The organism is Chryseobacterium sp. 2P, from assembly GCF_059579425.1.
The window spans coordinates 2,864,655-2,884,254 of record NZ_CM184194.1 but is presented as its reverse complement, the minus strand read 5'-3'; the positions used below and the strand labels follow the sequence as shown (position 1 = coordinate 2,884,254).

The 19,600-nt window shown below is 38.0% G+C and carries 16 protein-coding genes; 14 read left to right on the top strand and 2 right to left on the bottom strand.

Annotated elements, in window-relative coordinates; genetic code table 11:
• The first annotated feature begins 15 nt into the window (after nt 1-15).
• The 12 genes from ilvB (at nt 16) to AC52CF_RS13085 (ending at nt 14,685) form a co-directional block, all read left to right on the top strand.
• Nucleotides 16-1,755, top strand: a complete 1,740-nt coding sequence (ilvB, locus tag AC52CF_RS13140) for a biosynthetic-type acetolactate synthase large subunit (RefSeq protein WP_496517241.1) — start codon at nt 16-18, stop codon at nt 1,753-1,755.
• Between the two features lie 6 nt (nt 1,756-1,761).
• Nucleotides 1,762-2,352 (top strand): acetolactate synthase small subunit, encoded by a 591-nt coding sequence (gene ilvN / locus AC52CF_RS13135; protein ID WP_375181128.1) that lies wholly within the window; start codon nt 1,762-1,764, stop codon nt 2,350-2,352.
• A 158-nt stretch (nt 2,353-2,510) separates the two neighbouring features.
• A complete protein-coding gene (ilvC, locus tag AC52CF_RS13130; RefSeq protein ID WP_375181129.1) occupies nt 2,511-3,992 on the top strand; it encodes a ketol-acid reductoisomerase in 1,482 nt (493 codons plus the stop codon).
• A 138-nt stretch (nt 3,993-4,130) separates the two neighbouring features.
• Nucleotides 4,131-5,399 (top strand): threonine ammonia-lyase IlvA, encoded by a 1,269-nt coding sequence (gene ilvA, locus AC52CF_RS13125; RefSeq protein WP_375181130.1) that lies wholly within the window; start codon nt 4,131-4,133, stop codon nt 5,397-5,399.
• 112 nt (nt 5,400-5,511) lie between these two features.
• Complete coding sequence (locus tag AC52CF_RS13120; RefSeq protein WP_076393464.1) at nt 5,512-6,240, top strand: pirin family protein; 729 nt, start codon at nt 5,512-5,514, stop codon at nt 6,238-6,240.
• A 232-nt stretch (nt 6,241-6,472) separates the two neighbouring features.
• Nucleotides 6,473-7,024, top strand: a complete 552-nt coding sequence (locus AC52CF_RS13115) for an NADPH-dependent FMN reductase (protein ID WP_375181131.1) — start codon at nt 6,473-6,475, stop codon at nt 7,022-7,024.
• A gap of 281 nt (nt 7,025-7,305) precedes the next feature.
• Nucleotides 7,306-8,304: a phosphoribosylformylglycinamidine cyclo-ligase gene (gene purM, locus AC52CF_RS13110; RefSeq protein ID WP_375181132.1), complete on the top strand. Its 999-nt coding sequence runs from the start codon at nt 7,306-7,308 to the stop codon at nt 8,302-8,304.
• 47 nt (nt 8,305-8,351) lie between these two features.
• Nucleotides 8,352-8,918, top strand: a complete 567-nt coding sequence (purN, locus tag AC52CF_RS13105) for a phosphoribosylglycinamide formyltransferase (protein WP_375181133.1) — start codon at nt 8,352-8,354, stop codon at nt 8,916-8,918.
• Nucleotides 8,919-9,332: 414 nt separating this feature from the next.
• Nucleotides 9,333-10,850, top strand: a complete 1,518-nt coding sequence (gene purH / locus AC52CF_RS13100) for a bifunctional phosphoribosylaminoimidazolecarboxamide formyltransferase/IMP cyclohydrolase (RefSeq protein ID WP_076393472.1) — start codon at nt 9,333-9,335, stop codon at nt 10,848-10,850.
• Between the two features lie 248 nt (nt 10,851-11,098).
• Nucleotides 11,099-12,337: a phosphoribosylamine--glycine ligase gene (purD, locus tag AC52CF_RS13095; RefSeq protein ID WP_076393473.1), complete on the top strand. Its 1,239-nt coding sequence runs from the start codon at nt 11,099-11,101 to the stop codon at nt 12,335-12,337.
• A gap of 209 nt (nt 12,338-12,546) precedes the next feature.
• The gene (gene guaA, locus AC52CF_RS13090; RefSeq protein ID WP_496517240.1) at nt 12,547-14,076 is read left to right on the top strand and encodes a glutamine-hydrolyzing GMP synthase; all 1,530 of its coding nucleotides are present in this window, start codon (nt 12,547-12,549) and stop codon (nt 14,074-14,076) included.
• A gap of 90 nt (nt 14,077-14,166) precedes the next feature.
• Nucleotides 14,167-14,685: a hypothetical protein gene (locus AC52CF_RS13085; protein ID WP_496517239.1), complete on the top strand. Its 519-nt coding sequence runs from the start codon at nt 14,167-14,169 to the stop codon at nt 14,683-14,685.
• Between the two features lie 51 nt (nt 14,686-14,736).
• On the opposite strand, the gene AC52CF_RS13080 is transcribed toward AC52CF_RS13085, so the two are convergent.
• Nucleotides 14,737-15,192 carry a hypothetical protein gene (locus AC52CF_RS13080; protein WP_496517238.1) on the bottom strand — a complete coding sequence of 152 codons (456 nt, stop codon included), beginning with the start codon at nt 15,190-15,192 and terminating at the stop codon, nt 14,737-14,739.
• Nucleotides 15,193-15,273: 81 nt separating this feature from the next.
• On the opposite strand from AC52CF_RS13080, the gene AC52CF_RS13075 reads away from it, so the two are divergent.
• Entirely contained in the window at nt 15,274-16,773 is a 1,500-nt protein-coding gene (locus AC52CF_RS13075) for a carbon-nitrogen hydrolase family protein (protein ID WP_496517237.1), read from the top strand.
• A gap of 50 nt (nt 16,774-16,823) precedes the next feature.
• Here AC52CF_RS13075 and AC52CF_RS13070 read toward each other — a convergent pair whose 3' ends face one another.
• On the bottom strand, nt 16,824-16,973 hold the full coding sequence (locus tag AC52CF_RS13070; protein WP_214589296.1) for a bacteriocin-like protein: 150 nt from the start codon (nt 16,971-16,973) through the stop codon (nt 16,824-16,826).
• Nucleotides 16,974-17,914: 941 nt separating this feature from the next.
• Here AC52CF_RS13070 and AC52CF_RS13065 point away from each other — a divergent pair.
• On the top strand, nt 17,915-19,561 hold the full coding sequence (locus tag AC52CF_RS13065) for an ABC1 kinase family protein (RefSeq protein WP_214589297.1): 1,647 nt from the start codon (nt 17,915-17,917) through the stop codon (nt 19,559-19,561).
• Nucleotides 19,562-19,600 lie beyond the last annotated feature (39 nt).

Here is a 19,600-nt window from a genome sequence, read left to right as displayed (position 1 = left end):
TAAAATTGAAACATTATGAATACACTTGAAATAAATGAACAGAAAGATACCCGAAGTGCGGAAGCCATCGAAATATCAGGTTCCAAAGCAGTTTTAGAAGCCTTATTGCAGGAAAATGTAGACACTGTTTTCGGATATCCCGGAGGAGCAATTATGCCTATTTATGATGCTTTATACGATTATTCCGAAAAACTGAAACACATTCTCGTTCGTCACGAACAGGGCGCAGTTCATGCAGCACAGGGATTTGCAAGAGTATCAGGAAAAACGGGCGTTGTCTTTGCGACAAGTGGTCCCGGAGCTACCAATCTGGTGACAGGTCTTGCAGATGCCATGATCGACAGTAATCCGCTGGTTTGCATTACGGGGCAGGTTTATGCTTACTTGTTGGGAACAGATGCATTTCAGGAAACCGATGTTATCAATATCACCACACCGGTTACCAAATGGAACTATCAGGTTACCGATGCCACAGAAATTCCTGAAGCCATTGCCAAAGCATTTTACATTGCAAACACCGGTCGTCCCGGTCCTGTTTTAATTGATATTACCAAAAATGCGCAGCTTCAGTTATTCGATTATTTAGGCTATAAAAAATGTACTCACATCCGAAGTTATCGTCCCGAACCCGAGATCAGAAAAGAATATATTGAAAAAGCAGCACAGCTCATTAATCAAGCCAAAAAGCCATTTGTCCTTTTCGGACAGGGAGTGATTCTGGGAAAAGCCGAAGACGAATTTAAGTCTTTTATTGAGAAAGCCAGTCTTCCGGCAGCGTCTACCGTAATGGGACTGAGCGCACTGCCTACTGATCACAGGTTACACGTAGGAATGTTGGGAATGCATGGAAATTATGCCCCCAACGTAATGACAAATGAATGCGATGTATTGATTGCTGTAGGAATGCGGTTTGATGACCGCGTTACCGGACGCCTCGATAAATATGCAAAACAGGCAAAAGTAATTCATCTTGATATTGATCCCGCAGAAATTGATAAAAATGTAAAAACAACAGTTCCTGTTTGGGGCGACTGTAAAAAAACACTCCCTTTACTGACGGCACTTCTCGAAGAAAACGACCACTCAGAATGGGTAGAGAAATTCCGCGAACTGGAAAAAGAAGAAATAAAAGAAGTCATACATAATGAACTGAATCCCACCACAGATGCCATGACGATGGGAGAAGTTATCAGAGTATTAAACGAGCTTACCAACGGAGAAGCCATTATTACAACAGATGTTGGTCAGCATCAGATGGTTGCTTGTCGATACGCCCGATATAACCATTCAAAATCCAGTGTCACTTCCGGAGGACTGGGAACAATGGGATTTGGTTTGCCTGCTGCTATCGGAGCATGGTATGGCGCTCCCGAAAAAACAGTCGTGGCAATCATCGGGGATGGCGGATTTCAGATGACACTTCAGGAGTTGGGAACCATTATGCAGTTTGGGGCAAAAGTTAAAATTCTCATCCTCAATAACGAGTTTTTGGGAATGGTGAGACAATGGCAGCAATTATTCCACGACAGACGTTACTCCTTCGTAAATATCACAAGCCCTGATTTTGTGGCAGTTGCCAAAGGATATTACATTGAAGGTGAAAAAATATCCGAAAGAAAAGATTTAAAAGCTGCCCTCGAAAAAATGCTCAGTCATGATGGAGCATACCTTCTTGAAGTGATGGTAGGAAAAGAAAACAATGTATTTCCGATGGTAGCACAGGGAACCTCAGTTTCGGAGATCAGACTAAAATAAAAAAAAATGGAAAAACAGGAATTTACCATCACATTATACACCGAAAATTCAGTGGGATTAATCGGCAGAATATCGGGAATCTTCTCACGGAGAAAAATCAATATCGAGAGTCTTAATACCTCACCTTCAGAAGTAGAAGGCATTCACAGATTCACCATCGTTATCCAGGAGAACGAAGAAGTAGTGAGAAAACTCTGCCGACAATTGGAAAAGCAGATCGATGTAATGAAAGCCTATTACAATACGGATGATGAAATTGTATGGCAGGAACAGGCACTTTACAAAGTACCCGCAGATGTGGTTACCGAAAAAGTATATGTAGAGCGGCTGCTTCGGCAGTATGGCGCATCAACCGTAGTCATCCGTCAGGATTATATCGTTTTTGAAACAGCAGGACATCGTGAAGAAATAGACAGATTAACCGAAGAACTTAACAAATACGGTCTTATAGAATTCGTTCGCGGTGCCAGAATCGCCATCATTAAAAACAGTGCGGGAATCCACCAAAAAGTACTTCAGTTTGAAAACCGTGAACCCTCTCCGCATATTGTAGAAAATGAATATCTCGATAAGCGGGATAATGTTTTTACAATGTAAACACATTAATCAAAATATTCAACTCTGAATTGAATTTGAATACAATGTTTTATTGTTTCAAAAAATATTCAGAACAAAACCTAAAATAAAAATATTAATCCTGAAAAGTAGTTACAGTAAACATTTTACTTAATACTTTTTACATTTTACCCAAAAATATGGCAAATTACTTCAATACCTTATCACTAAGAGAAAAATTGCATCAGCTTGGACAGGCAGAATTTATGGAAAGTACACAATTTTCCGATGGTGTAGCAGCTTTAAAAGGAAAAAAAATAGTAATCGTAGGATGTGGTGCTCAGGGGCTTAATCAGGGGCTTAACTTAAGAGACAGCGGACTCGATGTTTCCTACGCCCTCAGAAAAGAAGCCATCGACGAAAAAAGAGACTCATGGAAAAATGCCACAGAAAACGGCTTTCACGTAGGAACATATCAGGAACTCATTCCCACAGCAGATTTAGTCATCAATTTAACCCCCGATAAACAGCATACTTCCGTCATCAACACCGTACAGCCACTCATGAAAGAAGGAGCTACATTGTCCTATTCCCACGGATTCAACATCGTGGAAGAAGGAATGCAGATCCGTAAAGACCTCACCGTAATCATGGTTGCTCCGAAATGTCCCGGTTCCGAAGTCCGTGCAGAATACCTTCGAGGTTTTGGAGTACCCACACTTATTGCCGTACATCCCGAAAATGATCCTCAGGGAAAAGGATGGGCAGAAGCAAAAGCCTATTGTGTGGCAACTGGCGGACACAAAGCAGGCGTGTTAAAATCATCCTTTGTGGCAGAAGTAAAATCAGATCTAATGGGAGAACAAACCATTTTATGCGGGCTTTTACAAACCGGCTCCATTCTTTCCTTTGACAAAATGGTAGAAAAAGGCATTGATGCAGGATATGCTTCCAAGCTCGTTCAGTACGGCGTTGAGGTGATCACAGAAGCACTGAAACACGGCGGTGTGAGCGGAATGCTGGACCGGCTTTCCAATCCTGCAAAAATCAAAGCATTTGAACTTTCCGAAGAATTGAAACACATCATGCGCCCGCTTTTCCAGAAACATCAAGATGATATCATCTCCGGAGAATTCTCCAAAACCATGATGCAGGATTGGGAAAACGGAGATGCCAACCTTTTGAAATGGCGCGCGGAAACTGGCGAAACAGCCTTTGAAAAAACTCCGGCGGGAGACGTAAAAATCTCCGAACAGGAATATTTCGATCATTATCTCCTCATGTCCGCATTCATAAGAGCAGGCGTAGAACTCGCTTTCGAAACCATGGTGGAAGCAGGAATAAAACCGGAATCTGCCTATTACGAATCCCTGCACGAAGCTCCTCTCATTGCCAATACCATCGCAAGAAAAAAACTATTCGAGATGAACCGCGTGATTTCTGACACCGCAGAATATGGCTGTTACCTCTTCGATCAGGCTTGCAAACCCCTTCTGGCAGACTTCATGAAGAAAGTAGACACAGACCTCGCAGGAAAAAACTTCAACGAAGGAAAAGACGCGTCCGTAGACAATGCGCAATTGGTTCACGTTAACGACACCCTCAGAAACCATCCGGTAGAAATGGTCGGCAGAAAACTTCGTCAGGCAATGACGGCAATGAAATCCATAAAAACCGTATAAAAATTTTTTGGGGCAGCTATTTCCGCCCTCCGTTCCCGCTTTTTTCTTTTCTCGAAAAAGAAAAAGAGCTCCACTCAGGTCGGGCTGCGATATATTCCGCTTTCAGGAAATAAAGACCATAAAAAACCGGTAAAATAAATGAAGATGAATAAAACACTCACACTTCCCACACTCGAATCCGTCATACAGGCAAGAAAAAGCATCGAAAACGTGGTGAATTACACCCCTTTGCAATACAACGCCCGTTTGTCGGAAAAATTTGATGCTCATATTTACCTTAAAAGAGAAGACTTACTGCCGGTACGATCCTACAAATTAAGAGGTGCTTATCATAAAATAAAAACCCTTTTCAGCGAAGGCAGAACTTTAGAAGGAATAGTTTGTGCAAGTGCAGGAAATCATGCTCAGGGAGTTGCTTTTTCATGTAAGCATCTCCAGATAAAGGGAACCATTTTCATGCCCGTAACCACACCGAAACAAAAGCTGGAACAGGTAGAAATGTTCGGCGGTCATTTTGTAGACATTAAACTCTTCGGAGACACCTTTGATGCATCCAAAAAAGCCGCTTTGGATTTTGCAGAAACTTTCGGCGCTGCCTTTATTCATCCTTTTGATGACATTCAGATCATTGAAGGACAGGCAACAGTCGCACTCGAAATTTTAGAACAGAAAAAAGAAGCAACAGATTTTGTTTTTATTCCGATCGGCGGAGGAGGACTCGCTTCCGGAATTTCCACCGTATTTAAACAACTTTCCGCAGAAACCCAACTCATAGGCGTAGAACCGAAAGGAGCGCCCTCCATGAAAACATCCATAGAAAACAAAATCAATACCGAGCTTACTGAAATTGACAGCTTTGTAGACGGAGCAGCCGTAAAAAAAGTAGGAGATTTAACATTTGAAATTTGCAGAAATACACTTTCCGGATGCATTTCCGTAGACGAGGGAAAAATTTGTGAAACCATTCTTCAGCTTTACAATAAAGAGGCTATCGTATTGGAACCGGCGGGAGCATTATCAATCTCTGCACTCGAGCAGTATAAAACGCAGATCAGAGGAAAAAGCGTAGTGTGCATCGTCAGCGGAAGCAATAACGATATTACCCGGATGGAGGAAATCAAAGAACGCGCTTTGCTTTACAATGGTCTTAAGCACTACTTTATGGTGAAATTTCCGCAGCGTCCCGGTGCTCTTAAAGATTTTGTCCTTAATGTATTGGGAGCAAACGATGATATCACCCATTTTGAATACACCAAGAAAAACTCCAGAGAAACAGCTCTGGCAATCGTCGGAATCGAGCTTTCAGATCCATCAGACTTCGAAGGACTCAGACAGAGAATGCAGAATCTGGATTATTTTGAGTCCTATCTCAATGAAAATCCCGATGTTCTCAATATGCTTGTGTAATATCAAAAACAAACAATAAATCCGCTGAAAAGGCGGATTTTGTCGTTCTTATCTTACATCAACAGTTTAGCCGTTTATCTCCTGTACATTTGTATCATAAAATAAAAACATTATGAAAACAGTATATCATAAAGCAGACACAAGAGGTCACGCCAATCACGGATGGTTAAACTCTTACCACACCTTCAGTTTTGCCAATTACCAGAATCCTGAAAGAACACACTTCGGAGTATTAAGAGTATTGAACGACGATACCGTTACGCAGGGAATGGGTTTCGGAACACATCCACACAGAGACATGGAAATTATTTCCATTCCGTTGGAAGGAGATCTGGAGCATAAAGACTCTATGGGAACTACAGCAGTCATTAAAAAAGGAGAAATTCAGGTAATGAGTGCCGGAACCGGAGTAATGCACAGCGAATACAACAAAAATAAAGATCAGGCAGTAAAATTCTTACAGATCTGGGTATTCCCGAGAGAAGTAGGAGTAGAACCAAGATACGATCAGCAAAGCATTAAAGAAGGCGAAAAAATAAACGGCTTCCAGCAGATCTTATCTCCCGACAAAAACGACGACGGCGTTTGGATTCATCAGGATGCATGGTTCAATCTTGCCAATTTTACCAAAGGAAACGGCAAAAACTACATGCTGAACAAAAAAGGAAACGGAGTCTATGCTTTTGTACTGAAAGGAAGCGCGAAAATCGGAGACCGTATTTTAAATGAGAGAGACGGATTAGGAATCTGGGATACCCAAAGTTTCAACATTGAAGCCATAGAAGACACAGAAATATTATTAATGGAAGTTCCGATGGAATTACCGTCATATCTCAAATAAACCCTTAATTTTGCACCACGAAAATTCCCCGCCTTTGGAGGGGTGGCAAAAATTCAGAATGAATTTTTGACGGGGTGGTTAAGCAAAATTTAGTCGGACTTCTCATCTTTGCTGAGTGAAACGCCTTTGCGAACGAAAAAATAGAGATTTGCCAATAAAGAAAATCTTTGCGACCTTAGCGTTAAAATTCGGACAAAATAACAAAAACATACTTTAAAATAGATAAAAAACAATGAAAGTTTTAGCAATAGCTGGAAGCAATTCCGATACATCAATCAATAAAATGCTGGTTACTTACGCAGTATCATTAATTCCAAACGCAGACGTGGAAATCGTAGACATGAATGCTTTTGAAATGCCGATCTACAAACACCAGCGTGAAGTAGAAAGCGGAGTTCCGCAGGAAGCAAAAGACTTTGCCTCAAAAATCGACGGAGCAGATGTTTTACTGGTTTCTTTGGCAGAACATAACGGAACTTACTCTTCAGCATTCAAAAATGTATTCGACTGGACATCAAGAATCAAAGACAGAGCAGTCTGGAACGAGAAACCAATGCTGTTAATGGCAACAGCTCCGGGAGCAAGAGGCGGTTTAGGCGTTTTGGAAGCTTCAGGAAAACGTTTTCCTCTTCACGGCGGAAATATTGTAGATACCTTCACACTGCCTTTCTTTAATGATAATTTTGATAAAGCGGCTCAGAAAATTTCTAACGAAGAGAAAGACAGTGAATTAAAAGAAAAAATTCAGAAAATTTCTGCCTTGGAATCTATTCTTGAAAAATAGATTTGAAAATTAATATAAAATTAATATCTTTGCAAAAAGGAAAAAAGATGAAAATTCAGACCACTTTTAAAGAATGTTTCTCCAAGAAAGGGAATATTGTGGACTCTGAAATTCTGAGATAAGACAACGGCCGATAATCTACCAAGATTGTCGGCTTTTTTGTTTTCTGAATTTGAATAAAAAGTAAAAATAAAATGTACCAATTCAGTAATGCACGAATTTACCAGTTCAAAACATTGTTACATTGCTAAACTGATACATTGTTAGATTATTAAAATACTATGAGCAACACGTACAAATCAGCAGGAGTAGACAAAGAAGAAGGATACAAAACCGTTGATAAGATCAAGAAAGCGGTCGGCGAAACACATAATTCCAATGTGTTGAACCATTTGGGAAGTTTTGGGGCATTCTATGAGATCGGAGGATACAAAAATCCTGTATTGGTTTCCGGAACAGACGGAGTAGGAACAAAGCTTAAAGTAGCTTTAGACTCAAAAAAATACGATTCTATCGGGGTAGACTGCTTTGCTATGTGTGCCAATGATATTCTTTGTCATGGTGCAAAACCATTATTTTTCCTTGATTATCTGGCTTGCGGAAAACTGGACTCCGAAATTGCTGCTGAAATCGTTTTAGGAATGGTAGAAGCCTGTAAAGACAATAACTGTGCATTAATCGGCGGAGAAACCGCAGAAATGCCGGGAATGTATCAGCCGGGAGATTACGATGTTGCGGGATTCTGCGTAGGAATCGTTGAAAAAGACCAGATTATTGATGGCTCAAAAATCAAAGCAGGAGACAAAATTATTGCGTTGCCAAGTTCAGGATTCCATTCCAACGGATTCTCTCTGGTAAGAAAAGTGTTCCCTGATTTCAACGAAGAATTCGAAGGAAAGCCTTTGTACGAAACTCTTTTGGTTCCAACAAGACTATATTATAAAGATATTCATAAAATTCTTGAAGAAGTAGCAGTTTCAGGGATCGCGCATATCACAGGAGGTGGTTTGTACGAAAATATCCCAAGAATTATCGGTGACGGACTTTGCGCTTCAATCGATGCTTCAAAAATCCAGATTCCAAGCATTATGTTAGAATTGGAAAAAAGAGGAGGAATTGCCCGTGAAGAAATGTTCGGAACATTCAATATGGGAGTCGGAATGATCGTTGTAGTGGATGCACAACACGCCGAAAAAGTATTGCACCTTTTAGACGATGCTTACGAAATCGGAGAAATTACAGAAGGAAGCGAAAAAATCAACTTGAAAATTACCAATTAGATAATGTATTCCATTTTCAAATTAACTAATTTTCAAATTGACTCATTATGAAGAATCTTGTCATACTCGTTTCAGGTTCAGGAACCAATCTTCAGAGAATCATCGATACCATTGATAATGGAGAAATCCGGAATGCAAAAGTATCTTTAGTGATTGCCGACAGAGAATGTTACGGACTGGAAAGAGCGAAAAATCATAACATAGAAAACATTCTGATTCCAAGAGGAAAAAACTTCAGTAAAGAATTGGCTGAAAAAATTCCTCAAAATACAGACTTAATCGTTTTAGCAGGATTTTTATCCATCCTGAAACCTGAGTTCTGTGAAAACTGGAACGGAAAAATAATCAATATTCATCCGGCTCTGCTTCCGAAATTCGGAGGAAAAGGAATGTGGGGACATCATGTTCACAATGCCGTAATTGAAGCAAAAGAAAAAGAAAGCGGAGCAACCGTACACTTCGTAACTTCAGGAATCGATGAAGGAGAAGCCATCCTTCAGAAATCATTCGAAATTACAGAAGACGATACTCCCGAAACCGTCGCGGAAAAAGTTCATTTAATAGAATATGAAATTTACCCAATTGCGATAAACAAAGTATTAAATAATATATAACGCTAATTATTAGCGATACAAAAATTCCCCTCCTTTGGAGGGGTGGCAAAAATTCAAAGAATTTTTGACGGGGTGGTTAAAAAACTAACAACAACGAAAGGCTTCGACAAGCTCAGCCTGACAACGCAAAATCTAGCCACTCAGTTTGTCATTCCGTAGGAATCTAAGCTTAGCTGAGATGCTTTCAGCATGACAAACAGAACAGAAAAATAGTTAGTATTAGAGATGTAGCGCTGAGTCAAGAGTTTATTCTGAGCTTGTCGAAGGAAATAAATCATCTCTTTAATGAAAAACACATTTAGATTTTATTATTTCGAAAACAAGAAAAATCTAAGTAAAAATAAAACAGACCGGAGGTGAAAGAACCGGTCTACAGTTTGAAATAGCTGTAAAAAGTAAAAAATCGAAAGTAAAATGAGCAAAAAGAGAGTTTTAATCAGTGTTTCTGACAAAAGCGGATTAACCGAATTCGCGCAGTTTTTGGAAGCCCAAAATTATGAATTGATTTCTACAGGAGGGACGTTCAAACATTTGAAAGACGCTGGTTTAAATCCGATTCAGATTGATGAGGTTACCAATTTCCCGGAAATGTTGGATGGAAGAGTGAAAACATTACACCCTAAAGTTCACGGTGGTTTGTTGGCGGTACGTTCCAACGAAGAACACATGAATACCGTTCAGGAGCACGGAATTGGACTGATTGATATGGTAATTGTAAATCTTTATCCTTTCTTCGAAAATGTAAACAAAAACATTTCTCTTCACGAAAAGGTAGAATTCATCGACATCGGAGGACCTTCAATGCTACGTTCTGCAGCGAAAAACTTCGATTCTGTTACGGTAATCACGGATGTTGAAGATTATGCAACCGTAAAAATCGAAATGGAGCAAAACGGTGACACGTACATCGAAACCCGTAAAAAACTCGCAGGAAAAGTATTCAACCTTACTTCAGCTTATGATGCTGCGATTTCAAGAATGCTTTTAGAAGAAGAATATCCTACTTATCTCAATGCTTCTTACAAAAAAGTTTCTGACCTGAGATACGGAGAAAATCCTCATCAGACTGCAGCTTACTACGTTTCTACTTTCGAAAACGGAGCGATGAAAGATTTCGAACAGTTGGGAGGTAAAGAATTGTCTTTCAACAATCTTCGGGATATGGATCTTTGCTGGAAAGTGGTGACCGAATTCAAAGAAGAAATGGCTTGTTGTGCAGTAAAACACTCTACACCTTGCGGAGTGGCGATCGGTACTTCAGCTCTGGAAACCTATCAGAAAACTTTCGAATGCGATCCGGTTTCCATCTTTGGCGGAATTGTTGCTATGAACTACAAAATCGATGCGGCAACCGCAGAAGAATTAAACAAAACCTTCCTTGAAATTGTAATGGCTCCGGAATTTGATGAAGAAGCACTTGAAATTTTAAGAAAGAAAAAAAACTTAAGAATTATAAAAATTGTCAATCCGGTTTCAGACAAACAGACTTGGGTGAAAATTGACGGAGGAATTTTGGTTCAGGACAACGACAGCATCTTTTCAGATGACATCAAAGTTGTCACAGAAACACAGCCTACGGAAGAGCAGAAAAAAGCGTTATTATTCTCTCAGAGAGTGGTAAAATATGTAAAATCCAATGCGATTGTCGTTTCCAACGGAATTCAGGCTTTCGGAATCGGAGGAGGACAGGTAAACAGAATCTGGGCAACTCAACAGGCGATCGAAAGAGCCAAAGAAAAATTCTCCGGCGATTTAGTATTGGCTTCAGATGCGTTTTTCCCGTTCCGTGATGTAGTAGATTTCTGCGCTCAGGAAGGAATTACGGCAATCATCCAGCCGGGAGGAAGTGTAAAAGATCAGGACAGCATAGATGCTGCCAACGAACACAAAATCCCGATGATGTTTACCGGAATTAGACATTTTTTACATTAATTAAAATTAAATTAAAATTATAGAAGAAAATCTGTAATTTAGGATAGATTGCTTTCTTGTCTTTGCTGAGTGTTAACGCCTTTGCGAACTTAAAAAGCAGTCAGTTATGAAAGATATCTTAGCGGACTTTGCGTTAAAAATTTTTATTGAGATTAAATGCATACATCCGTAAATTATATTTTGAGATTGTATTTATAGCATCCAAAATTATATATTTGTAAATTATAGACTAGTTAATTAAATAAAGTATGAGAATATTAATCATAGGTGAAGGTGGAAGAGAATCTGCTTTGGCAGCAAAACTTCAGAATGACCCAAGAATTTCTAAAATGTTTTTCGCCAACGGAAACGCTACCACTGATGTTATTGGAAAAAATGTTCATTTATCAGAGATTAAAGAACTTAGAGATTTTGCCATCAAAGAAAAGGTAGACTTAACGATCGTTGGTCCCGAAGCACCGCTTGTAGCAGGTTTAAAGGACGAATTCAAAAAACACGATCTTAAAGTTTTTGGTCCGAATCAGAAAGTTGCAAGTTTGGAAGGAAGTAAGGCTTTCTCTAAGAAATTCATGCAGACCTATGATATCAAAACGGCAAAAGCAGTAGTATTCGATTCCTATAATGAAGCTAAAGAATATGTGCAGACGCAGAAGTTTCCATTGGTTGTTAAAGCAAGTGGTTTAGCAGGCGGAAAAGGCGTAGTAATCTGCGATACATTGGAAGAAGCTGAAGCAACGATTCATGATTTTATGATCAGAAGAATCTACGGAGATGCAGGAATCCGTTTAGTGATCGAAGAATATTTAGAAGGATTTGAAGCCTCTATCATCGCATTCTCAAACGGGGAAAAATTATTCCCTTGTATTGCGGCGAAAGATTATAAAAAAGCCGGAAATGGCGATACAGGACCCAATACAGGAGGTATGGGAACCGTAGCTCCAAGCCCCGAATTTACTCAGGAACACTACGCCGATTTCGAAAAAAATATCTTAGAACCTACCATTAAAGGTCTTAAAGGAGAAGGTTTCAGCTTCAAAGGAATCATTTTCTTCGGATTAATGGTAACGAAAAACGGAACTTATCTTTTAGAATACAACATGAGATTCGGAGATCCTGAAACGCAGGTTTTAATGGCTTTGATGGAAAACAATCTTCTGGATGTTATTCAGGATTGTATGGACGGAAAAGACATCGAGCTTAAATTTAAAGACGAAAAAGCAGTTTGTCTTGTCATGTGTTCAGGTGGTTACCCAAGAAACATCGAAACAGGTTTCGAAATCGTGGGCGAAGATAAACTGAAATACAGCAAACTTTTATACGCAGGAGCCATCAGAAAAGGAGATAAAGTAGTTTCTAACGGTGGAAGAGTACTGAACATCGTGGCTACAGGAGCAACGTATGAAGATGCCCGCAAAAAAGTGTATGAAGATGCAAGCCATGTGCATTTCGATTACGGCTTCTACAGAGAAGACATCGGAAAGTTTTAAAATAATGCCCTGATTTTTCGGGGCTTTTTTTGTTAGAAGCTATTTCCCGCTTTCCGCTGTATCTTTTTTGTCATTGCGAACAAAGTGAAGCAATATTTGGAACTTTTCAGCAATCGCAATAACAAAAAAGGATGCCGCTGCAATCGGGGCTATAATTTCAGACAATTTTACAAAATCATTTATCAATCATTATTCATCAATTATAAAAAATGAACAACGGTATTATCATATTAGATTTCGGATCACAGTACAACCAGCTTATCGGAAGAAGAATCCGTGAGATGGGCGTATATTCGGAAATTTTACCATTCAATACACCATTAGAAACACTGTTAGAGAAACAGCCGAGAGGAATTATTCTTTCCGGCGGACCAAGTTCTGTAAATGCAGAAAATGCCCATTTGGTTGAAAAAGAATTATACGAGCAGGGAATTCCTGTTCTGGGAATTTGCTACGGAATGCAGTTAACAGCACACCTTTTAGGCGGAAAAGTTCATAAAGGCGTAAAAGGAGAGTACGGAAAAGCACACCTTGAAATCGTAAAAGAATCGTCTTTATTAAAAGGCGTTACCAATAATTCTGTGGTTTGGATGAGTCATTTCGATGAAGTGGGAGAATTGCCTGAAGGATTTGAACTGAATGCAAAATCAGGTGTAATTGCTTCAATTTCTAATGAAGATAAAAAAATCTACTGCGTACAGTTTCACCCGGAAGTTTCCCACACCGAAGAAGGAGGAAAAATGCTGGAAAATTTCGTTTTCGGAATCTGTAATGCAGAGAAAAACTGGAAACTGACCAATTATATCGAAAAAACAGTTGCCGAAATCCGTGAGAAAGTCGGAGATCAGAAAGTAATTCTTGGACTTTCAGGGGGGGTAGATTCTTCTGTAGCGGCAGTTTTAATTCACCGTGCAATTGGCGACCAGTTGACGTGTATCTTCGTAGACACAGGTTTATTGAGAAAAGACGAAGGCAAAAAAGTAATGGATAATTATGGAGAGCATTTCCATATGAACATTAAATTAGTGGATGCTTCCGAAAGATTTTTATCAAAATTAGCCGGAGTAGATGATCCTGAAGCGAAAAGAAAAATCATCGGAAACGAGTTTATTCACGTTTTTGATGAAGAATCTCATAAAATTGAAGGAGCTAAATTCTTAGCACAGGGAACAATTTATCCGGATGTAATTGAAAGTCAGTCGGTAAATGGTCCTTCAGCGGTAATTAAATCGCACCACAACGTTGGCGGACTTCCTGAAGATATGGAATTCGAATTGCTTGAGCCTCTGAGAGAATTATTCAAAGATGAAGTAAGAAAAGTGGGCGAAGAATTGGGAATTCCTCATCATCTGGTTCACAGACATCCTTTCCCGGGTCCGGGATTGGGAATCAGAGTTTTGGGAGCAGTGGATGCAGAAAAAGTAAGAATTCTACAAGAAGCAGACGATATTTTCATTGAAGAATTATACAAAAACGATCTGTATGAAAAAGTGTCTCAGGCTTTCGTGGTGCTTCTTCCGGTAAAATCTGTAGGCGTAATGGGCGATGAAAGAACATACGAATACACAGCAGTCGTTCGTTCCGCAAACACCATCGACTTTATGACAGCAACGTGGAGCAGACTTCCTTACGAGTTTTTAGATACCGTTTCCAGCAGAATCATCAACGAAGTAAGAGGAATCAACAGAGTAGCCTACGATATTTCAAGCAAACCGCCTGCAACTATCGAGTGGGAATAATTTTGAATGAAATTTTACATATAAATCCTGCCTTTTGGCGGGATTTTTTGTTTTAGTATTTTTGTCATTTAAATTTTTTGAAGTTTTACCATGAAAAATATTTTAGTTATAGCTGTTCTATTGATATTGTCTGCCTGTAATAAGAATCCTGAAATCAGCGAAGTTATTGGTCAGAAGAAAATAATTGCTGAGATTGATAAATTTATCGAAGATTCTAATGCAAAGAAAAAAGTGAAATTTATAATTGTGTCAGGATTTGAAAATTCGGAAAAAAAGCAATTGGATTTACTGTTCACGAATCAAAAACCTACCATTATTAATGAAAATTCACCAAGGATAAATGATGAAATTAAAAGTCAGAAATACGGTTATTTTAAATATAAAGATTACGAGTTTCTTGTAAGTCAGAAGCTTGAAAGTATTTTTAAACTTAAATATGAAGATTTTGACCATATGAAAGAACACTTTACTGTAAAAGAACATTCTTTTACAAAAGAGGAAGCGATGAAAAAAAAGTGGAGAACAATGTATGTAAGATATAATGAGGCAAAAGATTCTATTGAATTGAGTAATATTTCTGAGCTATCTTTGCCTGATTATTCAAGATAAAATATAAATACTGCCCTTTTTTGGTGGTTTTTTTTATTTCATTGGTCAATACTAGTCGTTTTCGTCTCTGACTAAAACTTTCTTCCAATTTCTTTTACAACTGTCTTTCCATGCTTTTGGAAATCCATAGTTATTTAAAGTATTTTCAGAAATTAATGTAAAAATATATTTCTTAGGAACTTTTCCCTTATTTAAAACATAAAAGAAAGGTGAGTTTTTTTGTTTTAAAATTCTATCGCCAATATTTACGCTATCAGTATGCTCGCCGAGAAAAATTAACGTGTCAAATTTATTTTTTCGGAAAATTTTAACATGGCTAAAAAGATTTTTTCTTACAGCAACTTTTTTAATAACCGTTCCATCAATTGATGTCTTAATTTCGGCAATTATAAATTTATCGTTTCCATTGTCCGGTTTGGCAAGTTGATAAATGAAAAAAATAAGAAATAAAGCAGAAAATATTAAGAATAGGTTAATTTTCTTTTGATCAGAAAGATTTTCAAGCATAATTTTTATAACAAATGTTTTTTATTTCTGCAAATTATTAAAAATAAAAATTTTCCCTAAATTTAAATAAAATTACATCAAATGCAAATAGAAACAAGACCATTAACGGTTCAGGATTATGATGAATTGGTCGTTACCATGAAGAGAGCTTATCCCCAAATGTCGGAATACGTCTGGTCTAAAAAAAGTATCGAAAAACTTACCCGGATATTTCCTAAAGGACAAATCTGCATTACGGTAGACGGAAAACTCGCAGCAGTTGCCCTTTCTATTATTGTGAACTATGACGAATTTGGCGACGATCATACGTACAGCGATATTACAGGAAATTATACTTTTAACACCCACCTTTCAACCGGAAATGTACTGTACGGAATCGAAGTCTTTGTGGATCCGGAATTTCGTGAACTGCGCCTAGGAAGAAGATTGTATGATGCAAGAAAAGAACTCTGCGAATTACTGAATCTAAGATCAATTGTTTTAGGCGGAAGAATACCCAATTATCATAAATACAGCGATTTGTCTCCAAGAGAATACATCCGAAGAGTCCGCGATAAAGAAATTTATGATCCGGTTTTGTCTTTTCAGCTTTCCAATAACTTTTTACCCATCAGAGTTTTAAAGAAATATTTGCCGGAGGACGAATCATCCAAAGAAAATGCGGTTTTGCTCCAATGGAACAACATTTACTACAGCAAAAAACCAAATACGATGCAGGACAGTATCATTCGTTTGGGATTGGTTCAGTGGCAGATGAGACATTTTAAGGATATTGATGCTTTTTATGAACAGGTGGAATTTTTCGTAGATGTGATGGGAGATTACAAAGCAGATTTCGTTCTGTTTCCGGAATTATTCAATACCCCTTTGCTGGCTCCTTTCAATAAACTTTCGGAAAGAGACAGTATGATTGAGCTGGCGAAATTAACCGAAGAGATCAAGATGAAAATCTCAGATTTGGCGATCAGTTATAATGTCAATATCATTTCCGGAAGCATGCCGGTTTTCGAAAATAATGATTTGTATAATGTAAGTTACCTTCTTCACAGAGATGGCAGAGTGGATGAATACAGGAAGATCCACATCACGCCCAATGAGAAAAAATATTACGGAATGAAAGGTGGAAACGAAATCCGTGTTTTCGATACCGACTGCGGAAAAATAGGTTTAGTGATCTGTTACGATGTTGAATTTCCGGAGCTTCCAAGAATTTTAGCCGATCAGGGAATGAAAATTCTTTTTGTGCCTTACCTTACAGATACCCAGAATGCGTATATGCGTGTTCGCCATTGCGCAGCGGCAAGAGCGATTGAGAACGAATGTTATGTGGCAATTGCAGGTTGCGTAGGAAACCTTCCCGGAGTTAATAATATGGATATTCAGTTTGGTCAGGCGGCGGTTTTTACCCCTTCGGATTTTGCGTTTCCGTCCAATGCAGTGAAAGGAGAGGCAACCCCGAACACAGAAATGACATTAATTGTAGATGTTGATTTAAATTTACTGAAAGATCTGCATCATCACGGTTCAGTTCAGGTCATGAAAGACAGAAGAAAAGATTTGTACGAAACATACCTAAAATAGAAAAACGGAATGCATTTCTGCATTCCGTTTTTATTCTTTCAAAAAAGATCCTAATTCGGGCACAAAACAGCCGGACAGATTAATCCGGGACATCTTGGTCTTCCATCATCAGGACAGCACTTATTAGAGCAGTTTCTGATAAATCCGCTTCCTGCGATACTTTTCATTTGTTCTCTTGAAACTTTCTTTAAATTTTTCATTTTAATAATTTTTTAGCGTTGGTTTTAAATATTTTGTCATGGTAAAGTTAAAGAAAAAAATGATAGAATATTCATTTAGAGCTTTTTCCCGCTATCCACTGTATCTTTTTTGTTACTGGCTCCGCTTCGCTTAGCCCGCAACAAAAAAGGATGTCGTTTCTATCGGGGCTATGGTTGGAAGTTGCTTTATTAACATTAGGAAATAACCACAGAGTTTGTCAATCCTTAGAAATCTAAGCGCAAATCTTTCAGTCTTATATTTCTCTAATACTAAGTTTAGATTCCTGTGAAAAGACAAACTAAATTGAAAAGATTGAACAGCTTTATTATCATTTGCTGAGTGAAATCGAAGATCCGAAGTAGTAAAACGCCGTTGCAAACGAAAAATATTTTCAATCCTTTTAAATAAAATCCTCGTGATCTTTGTTTTAGAAAATAGATTCTTCAATCTGCTACGCCTCTTTCAGGATGATATATCGTATTTAATTAAATTTACTTCAAAAATTTGCGATAAGAAAAACTTGCATTACACTGCTATCATTTGCTGAGTAAAACGCCATTGCGAACGAAAAATATTTTCAATCATTTTAAATAAAATCCTCGTGATCTTTGTTTTAGAAAATAGATTCTTCAATCTGCTGCGCTTCTTTCAGGATGACATATCGTATTTAATTAAATTTACTTCAAAAATTTGCTATAATAAAAACTTGCATTACACTGCTATCATTTGCTGAGCAGAACGCCATTGCGAACGAAAAATATTTTCAACCTTTTTAAATAAAATCTTTGCGATCTTTGTTTTAGGAAATAGATTATTCACTGCGTTGCGCCTCGATCAGAACAAACTGAAAGGGAAATTATAAAAAAGCGATTTAAAATAGAAAATTAATTATTATCAATAGGAACAATTTTTGAATTAAATTGCAACTACATTTCAGACTATGTTCGATAAACAGCAAAGAAAATTAAAAAGATCTGCCCGGTTAATTTCCGTGTTAAGCAAATACGGCTTCAAAGATCTGTTGGCAAGAATGAACGGGGGAAATAAAGAGGAAATTCCCGCCAATTCCGATGAAGTCGTATCAAAAGGAACTGTTTACGAAAGAATCCGGCTCGTTTTGGAAGAACTGGGACCAACTTTTGTAAAGCTCGGACAGTCTTTCAGCAACAGAGAAGATCTTCTTCCGCCGGAACTTCTTCAGGAACTGCAGAAACTTCAGGATAAAGTGGAAACGGTTGAAATGAATGTGGAAGAAATACTGGAAAACGAATTCAGTATGTCGGTGAAAGATCATTTTGCGGATATTCAGAAACAGCCTTTGGCAACAGCATCGATTGCGCAGGTTTATAAAGCAACATTAATTGATGCAACAGAGGTTATTCTGAAAATTAGAAAATCAGATGTTCAGTCTGTGATTGAAGACGATTTACTGCTCATCAAAGATCTGGAAAAGCTGGTCTCTTCTTATTCCGAAATAGGAGAGAAGCTCAATCTGAAACAGGCGATTTCCACCTTTGAAAAATCTTTACTGGAAGAAGTTTCTCTGATTAATGAAAAGGAAAACATCCTGCAGTTCAGAAGAAATTTTAAAAACAGCAAAGAAACCTACGTTCCAAAGGTTTATGAAGAATTTTCCAACAATAATGTTCTCTGTATGGAATTTATTGATGGGATTAAAGTGACGGATACTGCATCTCTTTTACAATACGATATTGATCCTGTAAACATTTCCGAAACAGGTCTCAGACTTTTTGTCTCTCAGATTTTAGACTATGGATTTTTCCATGCAGATCCTCACGCAGGAAATATTTTAGTAAAAAAAGACGGAAAAGTAGTTTTTATTGATTTCGGTGCAGTTGGAAAAATCCCTCCGAATGACAAGGAAGTCCTTGAAAATCTTATTGTAAGTTTTGTAGCCAAAAATCCGCATAAAATTGTACGTTATCTGAAGAAAATGGCTATCAGTTATGAGATTCCGGATGAAAGAAGATTTGAAAATGATGTGGAAGATATTCTGAATTTCGTTCACAGCTCATCCTTAAAAGAAATTAATGCACAGGTCATCATCAATAAAATGAAAGATGTTCTGAAAGACAACCGTCTTCATATGCCGGATTACTTTTATCTTTTATTCAAAGGGATCAGTCTTATTGAAGGAGTGGGAAGAACTATAAATCCGGACTTGGATGTGGTAAAAAGTCTTCATCCTTACACCAAAAAAATATTTACTAAAAAAATAAGTCCGAAAAATATTGTAAAAACAGGAATGGACAGAATGCTCATGTTTACAGACAGTGTAGATGAAATTCCCAAAGAACTGCGTTCTGTTTTACAGAAATTAGACGAAAATAAATTCACCGTTTCCAGCGAAATAAAGAATATTGAAAAAACAAACCAGCTGATAAAATCAAGCATTATCAATCTTATTCTGGCAATGATTTTAGGCGCAAATATCATTGCAACGGCAATTGTATTTACTTCAGAATCGGGTCCGAGAATCGGGGAGTTGTCTTTGGTAGCTGTTTTAGGATTTATATTTTCTGTATTTTTAGTAATTGTTATTTTACTGAGGGTTACGAGAAAGTAATTTAAAACTGAAAAACTATTCAGAGCTTATTAAATTTTT